The organism is Sphingosinicella xenopeptidilytica (genome assembly GCF_042676985.1).
GTDB classification, from domain to species: domain Bacteria; phylum Pseudomonadota; class Alphaproteobacteria; order Sphingomonadales; family Sphingomonadaceae; genus Sphingosinicella; species Sphingosinicella xenopeptidilytica.
The window spans coordinates 246,233-268,665 of record NZ_JBHTIK010000008.1 but is presented as its reverse complement, the minus strand read 5'-3'; the positions used below and the strand labels follow the sequence as shown (position 1 = coordinate 268,665).

The following is a 22,433-nucleotide window of genomic DNA, read 5'->3' as shown; positions in this document are numbered from 1 at the left end:
CGCGAAGCCGTTGAATAATGGTTAACAGCCTGTTTCGCCGCCCCCATCCGCCGCATGGTCAAAGCCTCGTTAAGAAATCTCCGCTAGCGTCCGCCCATCAGGTGATTCAGGGGCGCAGCGGGTGACACGGGCTATTCAGGACTGGGCGAAATCGGGCGGGGCCGGCGTGATCGTATCGGCACCGTCGACACCACAGCTCAACGTGGCGGACCGGCGACAGGCGATCGACCCCGAGGGCACGCTCGTTGCCACGCTCGCCGAGTTCTGGCCGCACGTAGAGCCGCAGATCGACGCGTTCGTGCGCACCTACATCGATCATTTCGCCCGGCTCGCCCCCGGCCATGCCCGCGCCGACGACCCGCACGGCCGCAAACTCGCTGAGGGCGTCGCCTACGCACGAGAGAAATGGTGCGACCCGTTCGGTTCAGCGTTCGGCGAGCGGCTCGCCGCCGCCGCGCGTGCCATCGACCGGCGCGGCATCCCACACCACGTCGTTTTGGCCAGCTATCAGGCGAGCGACGAGGCCGTGTTGCGGCACCTGACCGTCGCCCTCGCCGACACGCCCGCACAGTTGCTACGCGCCACGACGGCGCTGATGCGCCTTGCCTCCTACGAAGCGAGCGTCCTTATCGCCGCGCTTCACGACCTTGAACGCGCGCGTGTCGACACGCTGCTCCGCGAACAGGCCAACCGTTTCCGGCAAGAGATCGCCGCTGTCGTCGAGCGCGCAGGCGCACAGAGCCGCGCGCTTCGTGAACGCTCGCAGGCCGCCGCGCGACGCACGCGCGAGATGCTGGGCAGCGCCGCCGAAGTGTCTTCAGCCGCCGAGCAGTCCGCCGTCGCGATGCGTCAGGCCGCCGAAACCGCCGCGAGCCTCATTCGCGTCATCGAAGAAACCCGCCGCGATGTCGACGCCACCACCGGCATCGCCAACGAGGCGACCGCGCAGGCCGACGCCGCCGCAACCACCGTTTCCATGCTCGAAAGCCACGGGCAGGCGATCGAATCGATCGTTAGCCTGATCCGCGACATCGCCGGGCAGACGAACCTCCTCGCGCTCAACGCCACGATCGAGGCAGCACGCGCGGGCGAAAGCGGCCGTGGTTTTGCCGTGGTCGCCTCCGAAGTGAAGTCGCTCGCCGGCCAGACCGCGCGCGCTACCGACGAAATCGCCGCCAAGATCGCCGCCATTCAGGAAGCGACGCGCAACACCGTGAACGCCAACGGTGCCATCCGGCGCACCGTGGACGGCGTCCGCGTTTCCGCCGACAGCATCCGCACCGCGATGGACAGCCAGGCCGCCACCGTCACCACGATCAGCGGTTCGGTCGACGAAACCGCACTTTCCGCTGACGCCATGTCCCACGCCATCGCCCGCATCCGTCAGACGACCGAAGCCATGGCCTCGGAAATGGACATGGTGGAGACCTCGTTCCGCAGCGTCGACGACGACCTCGCCGCGCTCCAGCAGGCTGTGCACAGCTTCACCACCAGCCTCGCTGCATGAGCCGGCACACAGCTTGGCGCTTGTCTTGACCCGCAAGCACTGTTAAGGGGACCGCCGTTTCCGGGATCAAGCCGCTTTAGCTCAGCCGGTAGAGCACATCATTCGTAATGATGGGGTCAGGTGTTCGAGTCACCTAAGCGGCACCACCCATTTTAAAATTGCCCATATTCAATCACTTAGATTCGGAATGGCGCTAGGACTGGCGCAGTTCTGCGGGCTTTGGGTATGCGGCCATTCTGCCCTGGGGCGAGAGCGTCTCTGCTTTCAGGCCGGCTGCGCCTAAGTATCCCCGGCGTCTCTGTCAGCGATGTTTCAGACCCCATTTGCGGGATACGCGATGGTAGGTTGATGGGGCGGCGTTGCAACGAGAACAGCGCCCGAAGGCGCCATTCATCTCCTTGAAGCTGTGGTTCAAGCGTTATGCAAACCCCAGCACCACACGCTGCTCTTGCCACTGGATTGGAAGCACCGTGCTGAGCAGCTTCTGATGCGTGAGGGTGGCAGGCTGAGAGCCTTGCACGATGGCCTCAACGATGTCGGGCGCGAGCCACGCGAGCGGCGACAACCGCATCATGCGCTTGCGGCATTTGCCAGCTTCTGCAGCGATCACGCTCACCGGCTTGCCGGTCTTCAGCATCGTCTCCCTCAAGGCGAAGGCTTCCGCGACGAGCCCAACGAGCTGTGGGTCCGGCGCCCGTGATGGCATGGTGCCGAGTCCCGGAACGACCAGCTTTAACTCGCTCCCCCGACGTACACGGGTGACCGGAGCCATGATCGCGATCACCGCGTCATGATCATCGGGAACCAAGATGCTGCAGGCCCCGAGTAACGCCCGCTCCCCGATCACCATGTCGATCCTGTCCTCATGGAGATCGATACGCCGGAGACCAAGATGTAAGAGCCTCGGGAGCAGCGCTGCGCTTGCAAGCTGCGTAGCCGCGCGTGCCGCTATCTCCGCCTGTCGCGGATCGGCACCGATCGCCATGCGCCGGACGCGGTCTGCGTCCAGCAGGAGCGCCTTGACCCGGTCCTCAACAATCACCTCGATGTCACGAGCCCCGATGCGCCACGCCGGTTCCTCGCCCGATGGCTCGCGCGTCACATAGTAGCGATACCGTCTGTTGCCCCTCTTCGCGTGGGTCGCGGTCATGCGGCGCCCGACACCATCGTGCAGCAGGCCGATCAGCGGGAGCCTCCGGCGCGACGCTCGCCAGCGAACAGCCCGGGACCACGCAATGCCAGCTTCTGCTGTACCGTGTTCCAGAGGTCTTCGTCGATGATGGCGCCGTGCTCGCCAGGATAGGCCGAGCCTTTGTGCACGACCTCGCCGCGGTAGATGCGGTTCTGCAGCAGGTAAGCGAGCGGTCCAACCGTGAACGGGATACCACCGACGATCCGTCCATCCCGGTATGGGCGCCGCTTCGTGCGATGACCGTCCCGTTCCAGTTCCTCGGCCAAGGCACGGAGCGAGCGAAGGTCCGCGTAGCGACGGAAGATGTGCTGGACCTGCTCGGCTTCCACAGGGTTGATGATGAGCTTTCTATCCTTGAGCTCGTAGCCAAGGGGAACAGGGCCACCCATCCACAGGCCCTTCTTCTTGGAGGCCGCGATCTTGTCGCGGATACGTTCACCCGTCACCTCGCGCTCGAACTGAGCAAAGTCGGCAAGGCTTCGGGTCAGACGGTCCACCTTGTAAACCACGATGACGTCCACCCTGCCGGCTTCAACATCGGCCAGCAGGCGCGTCAAGCCAGGTCGGTCCATGCTTCCACCCGAGAAGCCACCGTCGTCATACAGGCCTGGGAGTAGTGTCCAGCCTTCGTGGCGCTGGCTCAGAATATAAGCGGTACAGGCTTCTCGCTGCGCGTCGAGACTGTTGAAATCCTGTTCGAGGCCGTCTTCCGTGGACTTCCGTGTGTAAATCGCACAGCGCACACGCGCCCTCGCCGAAGCCCGTCCGTCAGACGTCTTGCCCCGCCTTGCCATCAGCCCGCGCTCCCATCAGCCATCATGGTCGTCGCGGGCTTGCTGCCCCGCTTCACGAGGCCGAAGAAGCGTGGACCCGACCAGCGTGCCCCGGTAACTTCGCGTGCGACCTGCGTCAGCGAGTCGTAATGCCTTCCGTCATGCACATAGTCCCGGCCCTGCTTCGTGACGACGATGGTGTGGCCGTGCCATGTCCGCACGAACTGTGTGCCGTCCCCCATCGCCGCGGCGACAGGGACTGAGGGACGTCCCTCCCTGGTCCGCTGCAGCGCCCGGAGCGTTGCCGCCGGAAGGCTACCATGACGCTTCTCTTGCAGGCGGTACGCAAGGTCCCGCAGCAGCAGCTCGTGTGGCAGGCGTGGCGGCGGCATGCCGACATGCTCCTGCCATGCGGTGCGGAGCGCGGCTGGAGACAGGGTCTCCAGCCGGTCCAGTCTGCTCCCCATCCTCTCCATGGTCAGGCCGCCGCCTCGCCGAGCCGGTAGCAGGTTGTGCCATCCTTGCGGACGTCGCGCCGAAGCAGCTCTCCCCGCTTCCGGAGACCGGAGAGATATGCGCGAGCACTGTGCGGTTGCCACGCGGTGACGCCGGTGATCTCGGCAAGCGTCGCGCCGCCGGTACGGCGCAGCATCTTCTGCACAGCCGCCGTCTTGGTGACCGCTACGACTTTACGAACACTGGACATGACTTGGAGCTCCTTCTCGTTAGGGCGCCTGCACCGTGCAGGCGGTCCCACGAGCCGAAGCCCCGGGCGTTCTCAGCCGGGGCCGGAGCCGCAGGGTTCTCCCCGCCAGCTCACGGAGCCCAGAACGCTCTGTTCCGACCGGAAGTCCAGTCTCAATCTGCACTCAGCGCAAATGCTGCATATGGACTTCATGCACGGCATAACGCTTCGTCAGGATATGGACGACGCGCGCCACGACGAACGACGAAACTGCATCCGCAGACTGTTCGCCGTCCTCACCGCACAGCTCGAAGACGCCGCCATGCTCGCCGCCCAAGGACAGGCAAAGGCAGTGACCTTCGACACGGCCGCAGACCTCGCCGCACAAATCCACGACATCGCAACCGAGGTCACCACCATCGCCGAAGCCATCGAACTCCTCTGCAAACAGACATAACGACGGCTTCGTTCGACACTCCGGAATGCCTCCTTCCAAGGGCGCCGACCGGGCTAGCGAACATTCCGGCGGCGACCGCTCCTATCAGCTTCGCGCCTATCTTGGCCATTCAGATGGTCGGTCCGTCCATACCATCTGAAAGCAGACATTCGACTGGAGGACGATCGCCGGCAACCTCGCGCTTGAATCTAAGTCAGTGGTGAGCCCTATTTCGAAACTAATAGCGGCGATTTAGACTGGCTGGACTCGGTGAAACTGTAGCTGCCGTCAAAACGGCACACAGTTTTGTCGCGATCGATGAAGGATCGCTCGCAATGAATGATACCTAAATGTTCGAGCTTCCGGACGACGACATCGATTTGAACCGACTGATAAAGTGGGTTCAACTTGCCAAGCTTGCTCTATCGACGAACTTTTGGCCACCTCAAGGGCGTTTTCCATTTCGCCAAAACGATCTTCTGTATTCGGTCGGAGTCTGCATCGTCTGCTCACGAAACGCTGTGCTGAAATACGCACTGCTCGGAAAGCCGCACTCGTACGCAATCTCAGTTATGGATTTGCGGTTATAGCGCGGGCTGCTTAGCATCTCTTGAGCGCGGCTCAATCGGAGCGATCTGAGATAGTCGCGCACCGTCGTTCCTGAATCCTGAAAAAGCGACTGAACATAACGTTCGGATATGTTTAGCTGAGCTGCGATATCCCGGGCAGTGAACTCTGCGCTGAAGACTTTCTCACGTATGAGGAATTTGATACGCTTGAAGGTCGCCATACGGACCGCGCTATTGGATTTTGAGCCATGCTGCCCGCCTTCGATAGCCAGCGCGAGGAGATCGACGAGGTGATGGCAGGAGGAGTGGAATTCCGCATTATCCATGCTGCTGCTCTCGCGCTCGATGGATTGAAACAGGTCGATAGCCAGGCGCGGCAGTCCAGCTAAGCATGTGATCGGCCGACCGCAGATAGCTTCGACATCGGGAAAGCGACGTTCGATTTCCGGTCTGGAGACCTTCAGCATCAATGCCGACATCCGCTTTGGCTGAACTATGCGAAATGGCGCGCTTGCATCAAGGAGAACAAACTGGCCCGCACGGCAGTCGGCCACATATCCGAATTGTTCGACAGTGCATTCACCAGAGGTCGGCGATACCAATTCAATATCAGTGCTTGGATCAGCCCTGATATGCGCAGGTTCGCGGCGGAAACTACACTGCTCCTCGTCAAAAGATATGAGGCGAAAATCAGCGGTAGCGTAGGACTTGAGAGCTCCTCTGTAAGGCGTCTGAACATGTGCTTCGAATGACATTGCAAAATGTAATGACTCGACGGCCTGGCACCATGCCTGGGTGCGCGCCTCCGGCGCCACTTCTGACGTGCTGAAGGTCCGACCGACTGCGGTCATCACGCTATCTTCTGCCTCTTGCCCACCTGCCTCCGCTAACCTTCAAACGTACCTCTCCGCCTGAAAGTGTCAACTGGCGACGGGATGCTCGCCCGATAAGAGCCGCCAAGACGCAGCTACCGCTCACGCAATCGCTGTGCGCCCGGGCGAAAACAATCGTGCGTTCACATGGAAGCTAATTGCCGCGGTCAAGCTTAGCATCCTCACAACAAGCGCATGGCGGAAAACGTCATATTGTCGAGGGGAGCGAGAGTGCAGCCGATTTCACCTCATGGTCCGGTCAAAGTGGCTGTCACAATCGATGATTTATTCCTTTGGGATGGGACACCGATACCTGACGGAAGATCGCCTGCGCGCACGGCTCGCGAAATGACCGCAGCCTTTGCAGTTCATGGTATAAAGGGAGTCTACAGTTTTTCGAGCACGGCGCCCGCGGAGAGCGATCCAAGGCTGTATCAGGTATTCGATCATTGGGTGGAACAAGGGCACCATGTAGCCAACCACACCCACCTCCATGGCAGTCTCAACTGGGTCGACGCTCCCAAATATATTGCCGATATCGAACGAACCGAAAAGCTTATCGGCAGATGGTCGTCACAGGCCCCGACGAAGTATTTCAGATACTGCATGGATATGTGGGGTAACAGCCGGGAGAAACGGGACGGCGTGGAGGCGTTTCTCCAAAGCGAGGGCTTCACCTCCAGTCCGCTGAGTGCCTGGTTTTACGACCATGCCTGGATCGTGCCCTTCTGGCGGGCCCACAAGCTTGGCGACCAGCAGGCGCTGGCGTTTCTTCGCAAAAGCTTCGTGGACACTGCCATCGATCAGTTGCGCCTTCACACTGCAGCTGGCCATGCGATGTTCGGGCGCATTCCGCCGCAGATCTGGCTGGCGCACGGATCGCCGATCGCGGGTGAATGCATGGGCCAGATTCTCGACGCCTTTGCCGCCGCCGGGGTCGAGTTCATATCGCTCGAAGAAGCCATGAGCGATCCATTTTATGCGGTTCAGCCTGTCATTACGGAGCGCTTTCGCAATCAGACCCAGAAATGGGCCCAGTCGAAGTCGGTTCTTATGCCGGGCGTTCCGCCCCTCATTCTAGACGAGCTCGATAATGTTGCCTTCATGGAAGGCCACAGCACAGGCGAGGTATTCCACGACATACTTCTAAGGCTTTGCAAGGCCATGGATGGCGAATTCTCGTGGCCAGGTTGGGATTGACGATGGGCACGACCCCCGAAAGCGGCGCATTGGACGGAGATTGGAACCCTCTGCGCTGCCTCGGCGACGTCGAGGAGATCGAGCGCGTGCCGATCGACGAACGCATGCCATTCTCGACAACTTATGACGTGATCCGAGCCACCGCCAAACGGCTTCCGGATCGGCCCGCATTGACGGCTCTTCCGCTGGGCAGACCGTCGGACGCCGACGTGACCATGACCTATGGTCAGCTGTTCGAAAAGATCACCCGGGCAGCCAACCTGTTCCGTCGGCTTGGTCTAAAGCCGGACGAGTCCGTTTCAATCCTGCTGCCAAACATCCCCGAGTTTCAGGTTGCGCTATGGGGGGCTGAGGCGGCGGGGCGGGGCAATCCCATAAATCCTTTGCTCGATGCAAAGGCCATCGGTGCGATCATCCGCGCCGCGAAAACCCGGATCGTCATCACCTTGCCGCCGGGGCACCCATCCGGCCTGTACGAAAAGGCAAAGGCCGGGTGTCCGCAAGACGTGATCATCTTGAGCGTTTCGAACGCTCCGCTGGACAGCGAACTTGTCGAATTCCACGCCGAGTTGGCGTGTTGCAATGGCGACAGCCTCGATTTTTCGCCGCCGGCAAACGGCGGGGAAATCGCAGCACTTTATCACACTGGCGGTACCACTGGTGAGCTCAAGCTTGTTACACACTCCCATCGCAACCAGATTGCCAATGCCTGGCAGAGCTGTTGCGGGTTCGGATATACCGCTGACGATACAATCTTCAACGCAGCCCCGCTGTTCCACGTCACGGGAACAATCCTGTTGAGCTTGGCTCCATTTGCGGCTGGCGCGCATGTTGTCATGGGCGGTCCCGATGGGTTTCGAGCTGCAGCCACCATCACGAATTTCTGGGATATCATTGCCAGCTATCGGGTCTCTATCTTCTGTGCCGTGCCGACGGTCTATTCCGCACTGCTGGACAGTCCGATCCAGCAACAGGATATTTCCAGCCTGCGTTTCGGAATCTGCGGTGCCGCGCCGTTGCCAAACAACATCATTTCCGCATTTCTTGAAAAGACGGGAGCATCGATCCTCGAAGGGTACGGGATGACCGAATCCTGTTCGACGTCCGTCGCAAATCCGCGGAATGGCGAGCAGAGAATCGGGACGATCGGCATCCGAGCGCCGTATCAGGACGTCCGCATCGCTATACTCGACGATGAAGGCGGTTTCGTCCGTGAAGCGGATGCTGGCGAACCCGGGATCCTTCTGCTTCGAGGACCAAATGTAACGCCAGGCTATCTTCCTCATTCTGCCAACGCAAAGGCTTGGCCACTGCCTGATTGGCTCAACACGGGCGACACAGCCCGCATGGACGATAGCGGTTACCTGTTTCTGACCGGGCGGAAGAAGGATATCATCATTCGCGGTGGGCATAACATCGATCCGGCCATCGTCGAAAATTCTCTTGCTGATCATCCCGCCGTTGCTGCCGTGGCGGCGGTGGGCAAGCCCGACCGCTACGCCGGCGAACTACCCGTAGCTTATGTCGTCCGGAGCGCGGCACACGACGTGACCGAAGCAGAGCTTCAAGCCTACGCGCGCGAACGGGTTGCCGAGCGGCCCGCTGCACCCGCCAACATATATTTTGTGGACACCCTACCGCTGACCGCGGTGGGAAAGGTGTTCAAGCCGACGCTTCGCCTCGACGCCGCGCGCCGGGCCTGTGTCGACCTTCTCGCGCCGGTTCTCGACCAGGCCGAACACGAGATTCGGGTTTTGGACGATCCCGTGCACGGGCTTGTGGTTCGCGTCCTGCTCGGTGCGAAGCCTGATGCCGCCGTAACGGAGTCCGTGCATTCCATTTTGAAGGATCTTGCAATCCGCCATGAGGTGGCTTGACGGCACCGGCCGGAATCGAGCGGCCCGGCGGCGCGCGCCGCAATGCGCCGCAATAAGCATAACAGCACAAACAAGACGTCCCGAACAACCATGGGGACGGAGTTGGGGAGAGAATCTTATGAAAATTGCAAAAGGGATGTCGACAGTTCTAATTTCGTCCACGAGTGTATTCGCGGCGGGCGCGGCACAGGCTGCCGAGCCCGTGTCCGAGCGCGGTGCAGCATTCCCTGCTTCTGCGGAAACCGACGAGATCATCGTCACCGCACAAAAAAGGGCAGAACGGCTTTCCGATGTGCCGATGTCCATCACGGCCGCTTCGGGTGAGCAGCTCGACAAGCGGGGCGTGTCCAACGTTGCTGACCTCGCCAAGATTGCGCCGGGTCTCACATTCCAGCCTAGCGACTATGGCTCTCCCGTATTCACCATCCGGGGCATCGGGTTCAAGGACATCTCCGTTGCGGTCGCGCCCGCCGTGAGCGTCTATGTCGATCAGGTGCCCCTTCCTTATTCGTCGATGACCCCCGGCGCCGCTCTAGACCTTGAGCGCGTCGAGATTTTGAAAGGACCGCAAGGTACGCTCTTTGGACAAAACTCCACGGGGGGAGCTATCAACTTCATCGCTGCCAAACCGACATCATCGTTCGAGGTGGGGATCGAGGGCAGCTATGGGCGCTTCAACCAGCTGGATGGTCAGGCATTTGTAAGCGGCCCCATATCGTCCGGAATCAACGCAAGACTCGCGGTTCGCACGGAGCAGCGTGGCGCATGGCAGCGCAGCGCCACACGGGATGATGGTCTTGGATCGCGCAATTTCCTCGCTGGTCGCTTTCTGATCGATGCGGAGCCGACCGACACGCTTCGCCTCGAATTCAATATCAATGGATGGCGCGACAAGAGCGATAGCCAGGCGGCGCAGTTCGTCCGCTTCGCGCCTGCGGTCGCCAACGGTTACCAGGACCTCGTTCCGGCCCTGACCGCTTATGCGCCAGCGCCACGCAACGCTCGAATGGCCGATTGGGATCCCGGTACGAACCTGCAACGGGATGACCGCTTCTTTCAAGGCTCTGTGCGGGGGGATCTGGATATTTCGGACCTCGTCACCCTCACTTCTATCACCGCCTATTCGGATTTACGGCAGAACGCGCCGATTGATCCAGACGGAGTGAACGTCAACGATTTCTTGCTGACGATCCGCGCAAAGATTCGTTCCTTCTCCCAGGAACTGCGGCTATCGGGAAAGACTCTCGATGGCGGCATCCGCTGGATGGTGGGAGGCAATTTTCAGGACGACAGTTCTAGCGACAATCAAACCGGCCACTATGTCGGGACGAGTTCGGGTATCGGCCCTCTGCGGTTCGTGGAATTCATCAACAGCAACCGCCAGAAAGTGCGGACCTATGCGGGCTTCGGAAGTGTTGATGTCGCATTGACCGACCGGCTCGGCGTGCAGGCGTCTGTACGTTATACGACGTCGACCAATAACTTTAGCGGATGCTTGTACGATACCGGTGACGGCCTCCTGGCCGCGGCCTTCTCGCTGATAGCTGCTGCCCCCATTTCCGAAGGGAGCTGCGTCACCATCGATCCGACAACCTTCACGGCTGTACCCGTGGTCAACAAGTCGCTCCGCGAAGATAATCTCTCCTGGCGTCTCGGCGTGACCTACAAGCCGGGATCGAACCAGCTATTCTACGCGAACGTGACCAAGGGCTATAAGGCCGGCAGTTTCCCGACCGTACCTGCCTTCGTGCCGGACCAGTTCAATCCCGTGGAGCAGGAATCGGTCCTAGCCTATGAGGTCGGCATCAAACAGTCACTGCTCGACAGGAAGGTCCAGCTTTCGGGATCAGCCTTTTATTACGATTACCGCGGCAAACAGCTGATCGGTTATATCGATGGCGCATTCGGCCAGGTCCCGGCATTGATAAGCATCCCCAAGTCCGATGTGCTTGGTGTGGAGATCGACGGCGTATTCAAGCCTGTCGATGGCATAACCATCACGGCCAACGGAATATATCTTCGAACCAGGGTGCGCGGTGACTTCTTGGCCAATGATCCCTTTGCAAACTCCGTTAACCTTGGCGGGGAAGAGTTTCCCAACTCACCGAAATGGCAATATTCGATTGATGGCGAATATATGTTTCCGCTCACTGCCGACAGTGAAGCCTATGTCGGCGCGTCCTATGCACATCGATCCGACAGCGTAGCCTCGTTCGGAGGCAGTCCCGATTTCCGTCTCCCCGCCTATGGGCTGCTCGATCTGCGCGCCGGTATCACGAAGGGCCGTTGGCGCGCTCAGATATGGGGGCACAATGTGACGAATAAATTCTACTTGCAGAGTGTAACCCACGTCATCGACACCGTCGCGCGTCTGACCGGCATGCCTGCGACCTATGGCGTGACAATAGGGTATAAGTTCTAAACTAAATATTTCATATAGAAGGGTTTGGGTATGAACGTAAACTACGACAGGTACGAATATATTTCCGTCAAGAGAGACGGGGATATTTTGAACATTACTCTTGATAGGCCGCAACAATATAATGCCATACATCATGAGTTGCATCGCGAGCTTGCCGACATTTTCTACGATGTCGCGCTGGACGACAATGCAGCCGTCGTAGTACTGACAGGGGCAGGGAAAGCCTTCTGCGCAGGCGGCGATCTCAAGGCCATGCAGCGTCATGCCGAGGATTATGGAGCGCCGGGCCATTATCTTAGCAGTGTCGACGCGAAGCGAATTGTCTACGGGCTACTCGACCTCGAAAAGCCCGTCATTGCGAAGGTGAATGGCCACGCGATAGGGTTGGGCGCCACGATCGCGCTTTTTTCCGACATCACCTACATGGCCGACCATGCTGTGATAGCCGATCCGCATGTCAGTGTCGGCGTTGTAGCCGGCGATGGTGGTGCGATCATCTGGCCGCAACTCATCGGATATTCCCGTGCCAAGGAATACCTTATGACCGGAGATCAGATCACGGCGCCGGAGGCTGCGCGGATGGGGCTGGTCAATCACGTACTGCCAGCGGCCGAACTCGACGATGCGGTTCGAAAAATGGCGCAGCGTCTCGCCGATGGGCCTCGTGACGCAATCAGGTGGACCAAAGTGAGTGTCAATATCGGGCTGCGTCAGCTCGCGCACTCGATTCTCGACGCGTCCATGGCTTATGAGACAGTGACGCTTCGCAGCGCGACGCACAAAGAGGCCATCGAGGCATTTGCCGAAGGTCGCCAACCCGTCTTCCAGAATCTGTGAGCGAGACCGACATCACATGGGACGGCTGGTTCCGCTTCCGCGCCCCAGAGGTGGAGCCATAAGATGAGTCGTATGAGTTACAAAGCAGCTTATGAGGCGTTTGATCTCGCAATCGCAGCGGATGTTCTGTCGAATGGTTTGCGTCCCGGCATCAACGCCGCTTTCGAATGTTGCGACCGGCATGCGACGGTAAGGCCGGATGCGCCGGCGCTGTTTTACGAAAGCGATGATCAGTCGACCGCCCTCACTTTCGGTGAGTTGTGGACCAAATCGGCAAGGTTTGCCGACTTTCTTGCCCGGCAGAATATAGCGCCCGGTGATTGCATAGCCGCGCTGGTTCCGCGTGGTTGTGAACTGATGATCGCTGCCGTTGCGACATGGCGCCTGGGCGCTGTGTTCCTGCCTTTGTTCACGGCTTTCGGCGACACCGCCATCGATCATCGTCTTCGACATGCGCAGGCGAGACTGCTGCTGGTGGACGAGGGCAACCGGAACAAACTAGACGGCCTTGACCATCTCCCGACGGTCATCACAGTTTCGAAATCCGGTGCGCGAGATGGAGATTTTGACTTCTGGACGGAGCTGAATGCAGCTTCGCCTCGCCTCGAACCCGTGGGCTTAATGCCAGAATCCCCATTCTTGCGCATGTTCACGTCGGGCACCACCGGAAAGCCCAAGTCGCTCGATGTCCCGCTACGCGCCCTGGTTGCATTTGCCGGCTATATGCGTGAGGGCATTGAGCTTATGCCGGAGGACAGGTTCTGGAATTTAGCGGATCCAGGCTGGGCATATGGCTTGTACTACGCATTGATTGGCCCTTTGCTGCTCGGCCATTCCACGACGTTTTACAGCGGCGCGTTTGACGCGGAAAAAACAATCCGGGTCATCCGCCGGAGAGGTATCACTAATCTTGCAGGCTCGCCAACAGCATTCAGGCTTCTTATGGTGGCGGGCGCTGAAGCGGTAATGCCAATTAAAGATCAACTCAGGATGATCTCGAGCGCGGGCGAGCCATTGCCTCCAGAGATAAATCGCTGGTTCCAGGAGCATCTTGGGGTCGCCATTCACGATCATTACGGTCAGACTGAGCTCGGCATGGTTGTAGCAAATCACAATGCTTTCGATCGCTTCGCTCGCGCTGGTTCGGCTGGATTTCCGTCCCCAGGCTATCGTGTCGCAGTATTGGACGATGCAGGGAGCGAAGTGGGAATAGGAGTTCCAGGCGAGATGGCGATCGACCGTTCGCAGTCGCCTCTTTTCTGGTTTCAAGGCTATAGAGAGGCACCGCCAAGTCCCGACCGCTATTATCGTACAGGGGACGCTGCCGAGTGGTGTTCAGACGGAAGCCTGACCTTCGTCGGGCGTACGGATGACGTAATTACGTCTTCTGGCTATCGCATCGGCCCGTTCGACGTCGAAAGCGTCTTGGCGGAGCATGCGGCAATCCTTGAAGCGGCTGTAATCGGAAAACCAGACCCAGAGCGCACCGAGATTGTAAAGGCTTTTGTCGTCCTCAAGCCGGAAATAGAACCCGCTCCAGCTTTGGCTGAAAGTTTGAAGCAGCATGTTCGTAAGCGGCTTTCGGCCCATGCCTATCCTCGCGAAATCGAGTTCGTGAGCGAATTGCCGAAGACACCAAGTGGAAAAGTTCAACGCTTCTTGTTGAGAAGTCTCTGACAGATGGGCCTTCGTGGTATCGGCTCTCGAAATCTTTCAAGCGCAACCTCGTGAAGGTGGCAAGCTGTTGCAATAAGCAATTTTGGCTTCCGATCACTTCTCAGAGTTCACAGAGCAGTCATTTCTATCTGCCCTAGTTGCGTCGGCCTAGAGACTCGTACGGGCTGACGGAGCATAATGAAACGATTGGCCATCCGAGGTCTGGTTTTCAGGACTTTGCCCATAAGCAGATATGCCTCTAATCCGTCGTTGTCCTCCCCGGCAAGTGCCTGAAGGTGGGGCAGCTTATGGCGGGCTAAACCGAAGCAGGGAATGACGGCTATGTCTGCGGAACCCATCTCAAGATCTAGGCGCCGTTTACCCGCCCAGAACCACCTCCAAGGCACGACTGCATTGTTCGATACAGAGCTGAGAACGCGCAGCTGGCTATGGATAACCTCAAGGCCGTCGATCGCCCGGATACTGGCCATTGGCGCCACCTTTCTCACCGAAGAAGATTTTGCCGGGATTCAGAATCCCTCGCGGGTCGAGAGCGTGCTTTATGCGGCGCATGATATCGACGCTATCGCCCAGTTCGTCCACAAGAGCTTTTTGTTTGCCTAGGCCGATACCGTGCTCGCCGGTGCAGGTTCCGTCCATCGACAACGCCCTACCAATCAGGCGGGCGTTAATCGCGGCCGCCTCTTCCATTTCTTGGGGTGCGGAAGGATCGAGCGAAAAAATTACGTGGAAATTTCCATCGCCGACATGTCCCAGGATCGCCGCCGGAATGGATGCTGCTTCCAGATCGCGCTTTGTTTCCGCGATGCACTCGGGAAGTCGGCTGATCGGCACGCAAACGTCGGTCGACCAGCCGACCGCGCCAGAACGCAGATTGACCGCCGCATAATAAGCTTCGTGCCGCGCCTTCCACAGTCGGGCCCGCTCCTCGGGAAGATTGGACCACTGAAAACCGCCACCGCCGTTTCCAGTGGCGAGTTTCTTCACAGTCTCGACCTGCTCTGCAACTGCCGATGGCGACCCGTGGAACTCAAAGAACAGGGTTGTCTTCTCAGGATAGTCAAGCTTCGCCCAACGATTGACCGCCCCCATCGTAACGTCGTCGAGTATTTCAGCGCGAGCAAGCGGCACCCCGCATTGGATAGACTGGATCACGGTCGCCGCTGCGCCTTCGAGCGTCTCGAAGCTACAGACTGCCGACGAGATCACCTCAGGGATCGGGTGAAGGCGCAAGGTCAACTCGGTTATGATGCCGAGCGTGCCCTCTGAACCGACAAACAAGCGGGTTAGATCATAGCCGGCGGCGGATTTGCGCGCGCGGCGCGCTGTGCGGATTTCCTGACCATCGGCCATGACGACGCGCAGGCCGAGCACTGCCTCGCGCATCGTACCGTATCGGACGGCATTGGTTCCCGAAGCACGGGTTGAAGCCATACCACCGATCGTTGCGTCAGCACCGGGGTCAACAGGAAAGAAGAGTCCCTGATCGCGCAGGTGATTGTTGAGTGCGATTCTGGTCACGCCAGGCTCGACAACGACGTCGCAATCTTCTGCGTTGACGCGAAGGATACGATTCATTCGGCTCATGTCGAGCGATATACCGCCGCTAAGCGGTATCGCATTGCCCTCCATCGAGGTGCCCGCTCCGTATGCAGTGAGCTTGACATCATGTTCTGTGCAGAGCCGGGTAACGAAAATTACATCTTCGCTGCTCTCCACGAACACCACGGCGTCCGGCAGTCGCGCGGCATAGTGAGCCTCGCTCTGGCCGTGCTGCAACCGGATCGCCTCAGAATAGCTAACGCGCTCTCCAAAGCGCCCGTCGAGCGCGGCCCTCGCTTCGGCTGACAGGTCACTCGTCGAGAGCGCTTTCAAAGCCGTCATCTTCCTCTCCCCTTCAAAATCAATCCAGGCAGTATCCATCGTCAGAAGATACGGCACAACTCGCAGCTTAAATTAGCGGAGTCCTGGCCTGTCCGGGGGTGATGCCAGACGTCGTTGTCTTGATCACGGTTGTCTTGATCACGACATCAGCGGGATCATTGATCAGGTCGCCGGCGTCAAAGGTAGCAAACCGCAGCTTCCGACACGAAGTAGTACTTCTCGGCCGTGACCTTCAGCCCCGCTCAACCATCCGAACCTCGGATAGATCGGACTCGAGTTGTGTATTCGTGTGGAATAATCCGTCACGGTGCGCAGCACCGAAGTCGCCAGAGTATCAGGGCAGAAACGGCCTCTTAGATGTGCGAACCCTTTGCATTCAAAAGAGCGGCTTGCCGACCTGCACTTCATAGTGTCCGGGGTTCCAATAGTCGGTTTGCGACAGAACCTTCCCGTCGGCATCCAGGCTTCCCCAGGAGGTTCCATGGATCGCATAGGTGCGATCCTGCTCCGCGGCACGGCCCTGAAGCTCCCAACGGACGACCCAGGCATCATCGGCGACGATCCGCTCCTTGACCACCATCAACGCCCCGGGGAGCAGGCCCGATGCCAGGGCGCACATCTGGCGGACGCCCTCATGCCCTTCGAAGGCGTCGGCCAGATTGATGTCGCCATACACGATACCGGGACTCGCGCCCTCGACCATGGCAGAGGCAGACGCATCCTGGCCGTCACAATGCCGAGACCAGCCGCCCAGATAATGATCGAGCCATTTTGCGTTCACAGCACCGTCTCCCCAATGATGATATTGAACAAGGCAGATTTTTGACTGCCTGAAGTCACGGAAAATATGGGGAGGATCGACCCCTGTCAACGCGGAAAGACATATGTATCAATAGATTTATTGAACCGACATATCTGAACGGGGCGCAGCGCTGAGTAGCGGGATATACGCCGCCAACCCGATTGACATTCCGAATGACGCCCCCGTCAAATCACCATAAACGGTCTCACGCGCCGGATAATGCCGTCCGCGGAGCCGGGATATGTGCCCGCCACACCAAGGCCGCCGAAAACGCAGAGCGACTGTGCCTCCGGAAGACGATTCCAGCCTCTATCGATATCATAATTTGCCATATAGATAGTTCTATTGACATGCATTCGATCGCAAGTATAGGCTGCACCCCATAAGCTCGGCCACCACAAGGCGGCCTATGGAGAATGGGGAGGCGTTGGCGCGGCAGTCTGTCGTGCACTGAGCAGTTGCACCCGGCCGAAGGCGAAGGACTTCCTCTTCGCGGCGGCCATGAGGCCACCAGACCTCAGCGCAACGATTCATGACATTCCATTGGCGAGGATTTCTGCGGAAGGCCCGGCGGGGTTTCTGGCGGACTGTCGATGTGCTGCTTCATCTGTCTGGTGCGGTTCGTATTGGGGAGTTTTGTCCATTGAAGATTACAAGTGTCGATGTCAGGGCCGTGGCGGTACCCCGCCCGATGCCTGCGTCCTTGCCAGACAGCTTGCGGGCAGCGCTGAGCGTGCCGCTGGCTGCCGTGGTGGTGCGCGTCGGCACCGACGCCGGGATCGAAGGCGTGGGCCACACGCTGACGCTCAACCCGGAATTTCATGGATCGCTCTGCAAGATCACGGAAGAACTCGGCCAGCTCCTGATCGGACTCGATCCGCGCCAGCCCGAACAGATCGTCGCCCGGATGTACTATCCGGCGAACTGGATCGGCCCCGGCGGGCTTCTCAACATCGCCGGCGCAGCCCTCGACATCGCGGTCTGGGACATCATTGGCAAAGACTATGGCCAGCCGATCTGGCGGCTGCTGGGCGGAGCCTCGAACGCTGCGCCCGTCTACGATAGCGGCAGCCTGCTGGCCGAAGATCTCGACGCACTGCAACGCGCGGCGGAAGCATCGGTGAAGGCAGGCTACAAGGCCATGAAGATGAGGCCGGGCAACGACCGGTTCGGCCCCGTGGCCGATGTCGTTCGCCGGGTTCGCGCCGTGCGCGATGCCATAGGGCCCGATATCGCCCTCATGTACGATATCAATCAGACCTGGTCGCCAAGCCGCGCGATCAGCATGGGCCGCGCCCTCGAGGATCTCGATCTCCACTGGATCGAGGACCCGACGTTGATGCACGACATCGACGGTCAGGCGGAGATCGCGGCAGCGCTGTCGACGCCGATCTGCTCGGGCGAGTATCACTATGACGCGCCCAGCCTGCTTCGGCTCCTCAAAGCGCGCGCTGTCGATATCCTGATGGTCGACCTGCTGAGGGTTGGCGGAATCACGCAGTTCCGCAAGGTTGCCGCACTGGCGGAAGCCTTTGGAATCCAGATCGCCAGCCACATCATCCCGGAGGTTTATGCCCATTGTATCGCCGGCATTCCCAATGGGCAGATCGTGGAAGGCATGCCCTGGACGGAGGATCTCTTCCTTGAACGGCCAGCGCTGAAAGACGGTCAGCTGGTGCTGACGGAAGCACCGGGGCATGGGCTCGTTCTGGACGAACAATTCATCAAAAAGAATCTCGTTTCATGAGATCGTGGAGGTCTTGAGATAATATGTCGTTGATCGGGAAAATATCGTCTTTCAGACTGCAAGCGGAATGGCGTGCGCCATTGCTCGACGCGATGCGCGATCTGCACGCTTATGTTGAGGCGGAAGAGCCGGGCACAATTGTTTTTCTGGTGCATTCGGATCAGGAAAAGCCGGATACGATTTGGCTGTATTCGGTTTTCGCCGATGAGGAATCCCGTCTTCGCCATCATTCCAGCACAGCTTATGCGAAGCTGACCGACCTTCTGCCCCAGGTCACAAGCGCTGTCGAGGAAACCAATCTTCTTGTCATCGAGAACAAGGGGCTTGGTGGCGGCGAGGGAACGCCATCGTGAAGCGCTATATCGTTTATGGCGCAGGCGCGATCGGCGGCGCGATCGGAGGTCGGCTCCTGCAGGCCGGCGCGGACGTCACCTTTATCGCCCGCGGCGCCAATCTCCGGGCGCTGAAGGAAGGTGGTATGCGCCTGCGTACACCGTCCAGCGACGATCGCCTGAAGGTCGATGTCGTCGGGAGCCCGGATGAAGCCCACATCGGCGCTCAGGATATCGTCGTATTGGCGGTGAAAACGCAGGATACCGCAGCGGCGCTTCAGGAACTCGTCGTGGCGGTACCCGACACGATAATCCTGTGCGCGCAGAACGGCGTTGAGAACGAACGACTGGCGCTTCGTCAGTTCTCTAAGGTCTATGGCGGCTTCGTATTCATCGCCTCGGCCCATATGAAACCCGGTCACGTCGATATTTATACGGGCTCATCGCCGGGCATTCTTGATATCGGTCGCGTTCCGGGTGGGGCGGACAGCACGGCGGATCAGATCGCGCGCGATCTCCAGGCGGCCGGCTTCGATGCCGTGGCCCGCCCGGACATCATGGCCTGGAAGCGTGCGAAGCTCCTGATGAACCTCAACAATGGGCTTCAGGCCGTATCCGGCTCCACGATTGCCGAACTCGTCGACCTTGCAAGACTGGCGGGTGAAGAAGGCAAGACGTGCCTCGACGCCGCCTTGCTTTCGTACGTTCCTTCCGATCAGGTCATAGCGCGCCTTGGCAGCGTGCTGAATTTCAGCACGATCGACGGGCAACCCTTTCCCGGGGGCTCATCCTGGCAGAGCATGGCACGCGGAACCAGCAGCGAAGTGGCCTATCTCAATGGCGAGGTCGTACTGATCGGGCGGGAGCTGGGCATACCGACGCCGATCAATCTGTTTCTGCACGAGACCGTGCAGCGAATGGTTCGCGACGGTTCCAAGCCCGGAACTCTCGGTCTCGATGAACTCTACGCCGCACTCACCGGACTCACCTCGCAGCAACGCCCAGCGGCCGTCTCCCAAGGGTAACACAAAATGGCACGGACAAACGGACATATCGCGAAATTCAAGATAGCCCCCGGGCGGCGGGCGGAAGCGATCGAGATGCTGAAGCCAATGTTCAGCCAGGTCGCCAAGGAACCCGGCGCGCTTCTTTACATCATGCACCTGCCGGAATCCGATCCCGATACGATCTGGTTCTACGAACGCTACGCAGACGACAGCGCGTTCGAGGTTCATTCCAGCAGTGCCGCGCATGACAAGGCTCTCGAGGACCTTCTCACGGTCATCGATGCCCCTTGGGAATTGCATTGGCTGAATCTGGAATTTGGAAAGGGCCTACCCAGCCCGAAACAGGATTGAACTTCCGGGTAAGACGAACGGGCCAAATCTACAAATAGTATCAAAATTAAATATTTAGGGGAGGATATATATGTTGAAGGGATATCGAACAGACACCGCATCTCGGTCGAACCGGTCTCCGCGCCTGGTTCCGTTGATCGGCGCGAGTTCCATCGCACTCACGCTTTGCGGCGCGTCGGCCGCGGCCGCCCAGACGGAGAATGTCGTGGACAACGACAATAACCTCGGCGTCCAGGAGATCGTCGTGACGGCACAGCGTCGCAGCGAAAGGCTACAGGACGTTCCGATCTCGGTCGCCGCCGTGACCAGTTCCCAGATCGCGGTTGCCGGCGTGACCGGCACCCAGAGCCTGACGCTTACCATTCCCGCCCTGACCTTCAACAGGACAGGCAACGAAGGCAACGTCTATCTGCGCGGTGTCGGCACCAATCTGGTCGGACCCAATGTCGAACAGGCCGTCGCGATCTATGTGGACGGCGTGTACTATGCGTCGCCGCAGGCCAGCGTGTTCAGCTTCAATAACATTGAACGTATCGAAGTTCTGAAAGGTCCGCAGGGAACCTTGTTCGGCCGCAACACGACGGGCGGCGTCATCCAGATCATCACAAAGGACCCATCCATGGTCCCGGCGGTGAATGCCGAGGTCACATATGGGAACTACGATACTCTCGAAGCCAATTTCTACGGCACGACCGGCCTTGGGGACAAGGCCGCCATCGACCTGGCGGTATCTTATGCCAATCAGGGCAAGGGTTTCGGCAAGAACCTGTTCAACGGCGAGGAAGTCGGCAAGCAGGCCAAAGACAATATTGCGCTGCGTTCCAAACTGCTGATCGAGCCGACCGATACGACGAAGATCGTGATCGCAGGCGACTATGCCTACGCATTCGATAACAACACCTATCGTCTGGCCAAGGGTGTCGTGGGCCCGGATGGCTCGGTATTCCCCGGCCGCTACAACGCCAACTCGAACTTCCCGGAATTCGCCCGCAGCAAGTCCGGCGGCATATCGGGAAGGATCGATCAGGAGATCGGCGCTATAACGCTGACCAGCATCACGGCCTATCGCAAACTGAAATCAACCTGGTCCCTCAATCAAGACGGCGTGCCGGCAATGCTGACGGAAGATGTCTTCCCGCAAAAGGTGAGGACGTTCAGCCAGGAGCTTCAGCTCAGCGGTGACACCGACAAACTCAACTGGGTGGTCGGCGGTTACTACTACGATGCGAAGGCGGGCTTTGACGATGCGACCGTCGACCTCGCCGGCACGCTCATCGTTCTGAACGACTCCCAGTCGACCCGCTCCTATGCCGGGTTTGGCCAGGCGACCTATGAAGTCTTCGAAGGGACTCGCGTGACCGCCGGCCTGCGCTACACGTCGGAACGTCAGAAGTTCGTCACGGACATGTTCAGTGTGGGCGGCGCGGAGATTCCGGTGCCGGATGCGCGCCAGCGCTTCAATCGTCTCACCTGGCGTGTCTCGCTCGACCAGAAGCTGAACGACGACGTGATGGCCTATGCCTCGTACAATCGTGGTTTCAAAAGTGGCGGCTACAACGTCGCCGCACCCGCCGACGCGCCTTACAAGCCGGAAACGAACGATGCCTATGAAGTCGGTCTGAAATCGACGCTGTTCGACAGGCAGCTCCGCCTCAACCTCGCAGCGTTCTGGTATGACTACCGCGATATCCAGGCGCAGATCCCGGTTCCCGGAGGCACCACGGTGCTCAACGGTCCGAAGGCACGCATTCGCGGCATCGAGGGTGAATTCGAAGCCCAGCTTTCCAGCGCGCTCCGGATAACCGGTGGTCTCGCCTATCTGGACGGGAAATATCTGTCCTATCCGGACGCTCCCTACGTCGACAGCAGTGGTGTACTGGCCCCGCCGCCGACAACCGCGACCGGCAACGGGACGATCAGCACACCGAAGTTCACCGGGAATCTGGCCGTGCAATACGAGATCGAAAGTGAAATCGGCACCTTCACGCCGAACGTTTCCGTCTCCTACAACGATGGCTTCTACTACTATCCCGACAATCGCATTCGGCAGCCGTCTTATGCCGTCCTCAACGTGGGGCTGTCCTGGACATCGGCCGATGAGCGCTACCGGGCAAGTGTGTGGGGCCGCAACCTCACGGACTCGCTGTATTACATCGGACGCTCCGAACAAGTCGGCAATGCGGATATCGATCGGGCCGCACCGCCACGGACCTACGGCGTGACGCTCGGCGTCAGCTTCTGATCCCCCCTCCCCCACCGGTGA

19 protein-coding genes and 1 tRNA gene are annotated in these 22,433 nt (G+C 59.4%); 13 read left to right on the top strand and 7 right to left on the bottom strand.

The features are described 5' to 3' along the window. The first annotated feature begins 121 nt into the window (after nucleotides 1–121). Both ACFQ00_RS13795 and ACFQ00_RS13790 read left to right on the top strand, forming a co-directional pair. Nucleotides 122–1,507: a methyl-accepting chemotaxis protein gene (locus ACFQ00_RS13795; protein WP_381491906.1), complete on the top strand. Its 1,386-nt coding sequence runs from the start codon at nucleotides 122–124 to the stop codon at nucleotides 1,505–1,507. 70 nt (nucleotides 1,508–1,577) lie between these two features. After that, nucleotides 1,578–1,653: transfer RNA gene (locus tag ACFQ00_RS13790), tRNA-Thr, on the top strand. 272 nt (nucleotides 1,654–1,925) lie between these two features. Here ACFQ00_RS13790 and ACFQ00_RS13785 read toward each other — a convergent pair. Genes ACFQ00_RS13785 through ACFQ00_RS13770 form a run of 4 tightly spaced genes read right to left on the bottom strand, consistent with a single transcriptional unit; the run spans nucleotide 1,926 to nucleotide 4,178 of the window. Then, the gene (locus ACFQ00_RS13785; RefSeq protein ID WP_381491904.1) at nucleotides 1,926–2,657 is read right to left on the bottom strand and encodes a hypothetical protein; all 732 of its coding nucleotides are present in this window, start codon (nucleotides 2,655–2,657) and stop codon (nucleotides 1,926–1,928) included. A 32-nt stretch (nucleotides 2,658–2,689) separates the two neighbouring features. Then, nucleotides 2,690–3,493 carry a recombinase family protein gene (locus ACFQ00_RS13780; protein ID WP_381491902.1) on the bottom strand — a complete coding sequence of 268 codons (804 nt, stop codon included), beginning with the start codon at nucleotides 3,491–3,493 and terminating at the stop codon, nucleotides 2,690–2,692. After that, nucleotides 3,493–3,939 (bottom strand): DUF2924 domain-containing protein, encoded by a 447-nt coding sequence (locus ACFQ00_RS13775; RefSeq protein WP_381491898.1) that lies wholly within the window; start codon nucleotides 3,937–3,939, stop codon nucleotides 3,493–3,495. The genes ACFQ00_RS13780 and ACFQ00_RS13775 overlap by 1 nt, the downstream gene beginning before the upstream one ends. A gap of 11 nt (nucleotides 3,940–3,950) precedes the next feature. Further along, complete coding sequence (locus ACFQ00_RS13770; protein ID WP_381491895.1) at nucleotides 3,951–4,178, bottom strand: DUF3489 domain-containing protein; 228 nt, start codon at nucleotides 4,176–4,178, stop codon at nucleotides 3,951–3,953. 181 nt (nucleotides 4,179–4,359) lie between these two features. Between ACFQ00_RS13770 and ACFQ00_RS13765 the strand changes: the two genes are divergently transcribed. Continuing rightward, nucleotides 4,360–4,614: a hypothetical protein gene (locus tag ACFQ00_RS13765; RefSeq protein WP_381491892.1), complete on the top strand. Its 255-nt coding sequence runs from the start codon at nucleotides 4,360–4,362 to the stop codon at nucleotides 4,612–4,614. 424 nt (nucleotides 4,615–5,038) lie between these two features. Here ACFQ00_RS13765 and ACFQ00_RS13760 read toward each other — a convergent pair whose 3' ends face one another. Next, nucleotides 5,039–6,013 (bottom strand): helix-turn-helix domain-containing protein, encoded by a 975-nt coding sequence (locus ACFQ00_RS13760; RefSeq protein WP_381491889.1) that lies wholly within the window; start codon nucleotides 6,011–6,013, stop codon nucleotides 5,039–5,041. A 216-nt stretch (nucleotides 6,014–6,229) separates the two neighbouring features. Here ACFQ00_RS13760 and ACFQ00_RS13755 point away from each other — a divergent pair, with 216 nt between their 5' ends. From ACFQ00_RS13755 to ACFQ00_RS13735, 5 genes are all read left to right on the top strand, one after another. Beyond that, nucleotides 6,230–7,234, top strand: a complete 1,005-nt coding sequence (locus ACFQ00_RS13755; protein WP_381491887.1) for a polysaccharide deacetylase family protein — start codon at nucleotides 6,230–6,232, stop codon at nucleotides 7,232–7,234. Nucleotides 7,235–7,236: 2 nt separating this feature from the next. Then, a complete protein-coding gene (locus ACFQ00_RS13750) occupies nucleotides 7,237–9,111 on the top strand; it encodes an acyl-CoA synthetase (RefSeq protein WP_381491882.1) in 1,875 nt (624 codons plus the stop codon). 118 nt (nucleotides 9,112–9,229) lie between these two features. After that, entirely contained in the window at nucleotides 9,230–11,533 is a 2,304-nt protein-coding gene (locus ACFQ00_RS13745; protein WP_381491879.1) for a TonB-dependent receptor, read from the top strand. A gap of 30 nt (nucleotides 11,534–11,563) precedes the next feature. Further along, entirely contained in the window at nucleotides 11,564–12,370 is an 807-nt protein-coding gene (locus tag ACFQ00_RS13740; protein ID WP_381491877.1) for an enoyl-CoA hydratase/isomerase family protein, read from the top strand. Nucleotides 12,371–12,442: 72 nt separating this feature from the next. Further along, nucleotides 12,443–14,047: an AMP-binding protein gene (locus tag ACFQ00_RS13735; protein WP_381491874.1), complete on the top strand. Its 1,605-nt coding sequence runs from the start codon at nucleotides 12,443–12,445 to the stop codon at nucleotides 14,045–14,047. 438 nt (nucleotides 14,048–14,485) lie between these two features. Here the strand turns inward: ACFQ00_RS13735 and ACFQ00_RS13730 are convergent, their stop codons facing one another. Beyond that, on the bottom strand, nucleotides 14,486–15,931 hold the full coding sequence (locus ACFQ00_RS13730) for an FAD-binding oxidoreductase (RefSeq protein WP_381491871.1): 1,446 nt from the start codon (nucleotides 15,929–15,931) through the stop codon (nucleotides 14,486–14,488). A 376-nt stretch (nucleotides 15,932–16,307) separates the two neighbouring features. Further along, nucleotides 16,308–16,712, bottom strand: coding sequence for a nuclear transport factor 2 family protein (locus ACFQ00_RS13725; protein WP_381491868.1), 405 nt, complete (start codon nucleotides 16,710–16,712; stop codon nucleotides 16,308–16,310). Between the two features lie 664 nt (nucleotides 16,713–17,376). Here ACFQ00_RS13725 and ACFQ00_RS13720 point away from each other — a divergent pair. The 5 genes from ACFQ00_RS13720 (at nucleotide 17,377) to ACFQ00_RS13700 (ending at nucleotide 22,412) form a co-directional block, all read left to right on the top strand. Further along, nucleotides 17,377–18,480, top strand: coding sequence for a mandelate racemase/muconate lactonizing enzyme family protein (locus tag ACFQ00_RS13720; protein ID WP_381491865.1), 1,104 nt, complete (start codon nucleotides 17,377–17,379; stop codon nucleotides 18,478–18,480). 23 nt (nucleotides 18,481–18,503) lie between these two features. After that, a complete protein-coding gene (locus tag ACFQ00_RS13715; RefSeq protein ID WP_381491862.1) occupies nucleotides 18,504–18,833 on the top strand; it encodes a putative quinol monooxygenase in 330 nt (109 codons plus the stop codon). After that, nucleotides 18,830–19,837, top strand: a complete 1,008-nt coding sequence (locus ACFQ00_RS13710; protein WP_381491859.1) for a ketopantoate reductase family protein — start codon at nucleotides 18,830–18,832, stop codon at nucleotides 19,835–19,837. The genes ACFQ00_RS13715 and ACFQ00_RS13710 overlap by 4 nt, the downstream gene beginning before the upstream one ends. Nucleotides 19,838–19,843: 6 nt before the next feature. Then, a complete protein-coding gene (locus ACFQ00_RS13705; protein WP_381491856.1) occupies nucleotides 19,844–20,170 on the top strand; it encodes a putative quinol monooxygenase in 327 nt (108 codons plus the stop codon). A gap of 133 nt (nucleotides 20,171–20,303) precedes the next feature. Next, on the top strand, nucleotides 20,304–22,412 hold the full coding sequence (locus ACFQ00_RS13700; RefSeq protein ID WP_381491853.1) for a TonB-dependent receptor: 2,109 nt from the start codon (nucleotides 20,304–20,306) through the stop codon (nucleotides 22,410–22,412). Nucleotides 22,413–22,433 lie beyond the last annotated feature (21 nt).

Coding starts and splice junctions, on each gene's coding strand:
- ACFQ00_RS13785 (WP_381491904.1), bottom strand. CDS start 2,657: ATGACCGCGACCCACGCGAAGAGGGGCAACAGACGGTATCGCTACTAT.
- ACFQ00_RS13780 (WP_381491902.1), bottom strand. CDS start 3,493: ATGGCAAGGCGGGGCAAGACGTCTGACGGACGGGCTTCGGCGAGGGCG.
- ACFQ00_RS13775 (WP_381491898.1), bottom strand. CDS start 3,939: ATGGGGAGCAGACTGGACCGGCTGGAGACCCTGTCTCCAGCCGCGCTC.
- ACFQ00_RS13770 (WP_381491895.1), bottom strand. CDS start 4,178: ATGTCCAGTGTTCGTAAAGTCGTAGCGGTCACCAAGACGGCGGCTGTG.
- ACFQ00_RS13765 (WP_381491892.1), top strand. CDS start 4,360: ATGGACTTCATGCACGGCATAACGCTTCGTCAGGATATGGACGACGCG.
- ACFQ00_RS13760 (WP_381491889.1), bottom strand. CDS start 6,013: ATGACCGCAGTCGGTCGGACCTTCAGCACGTCAGAAGTGGCGCCGGAG.
- ACFQ00_RS13755 (WP_381491887.1), top strand. CDS start 6,230: ATGGCGGAAAACGTCATATTGTCGAGGGGAGCGAGAGTGCAGCCGATT.
- ACFQ00_RS13750 (WP_381491882.1), top strand. CDS start 7,237: ATGGGCACGACCCCCGAAAGCGGCGCATTGGACGGAGATTGGAACCCT.
- ACFQ00_RS13745 (WP_381491879.1), top strand. CDS start 9,230: ATGAAAATTGCAAAAGGGATGTCGACAGTTCTAATTTCGTCCACGAGT.
- ACFQ00_RS13740 (WP_381491877.1), top strand. CDS start 11,564: ATGAACGTAAACTACGACAGGTACGAATATATTTCCGTCAAGAGAGAC.
- ACFQ00_RS13735 (WP_381491874.1), top strand. CDS start 12,443: ATGAGTTACAAAGCAGCTTATGAGGCGTTTGATCTCGCAATCGCAGCG.
- ACFQ00_RS13730 (WP_381491871.1), bottom strand. CDS start 15,931: ATGACGGCTTTGAAAGCGCTCTCGACGAGTGACCTGTCAGCCGAAGCG.
- ACFQ00_RS13715 (WP_381491862.1), top strand. CDS start 18,504: ATGTCGTTGATCGGGAAAATATCGTCTTTCAGACTGCAAGCGGAATGG.
- ACFQ00_RS13705 (WP_381491856.1), top strand. CDS start 19,844: ATGGCACGGACAAACGGACATATCGCGAAATTCAAGATAGCCCCCGGG.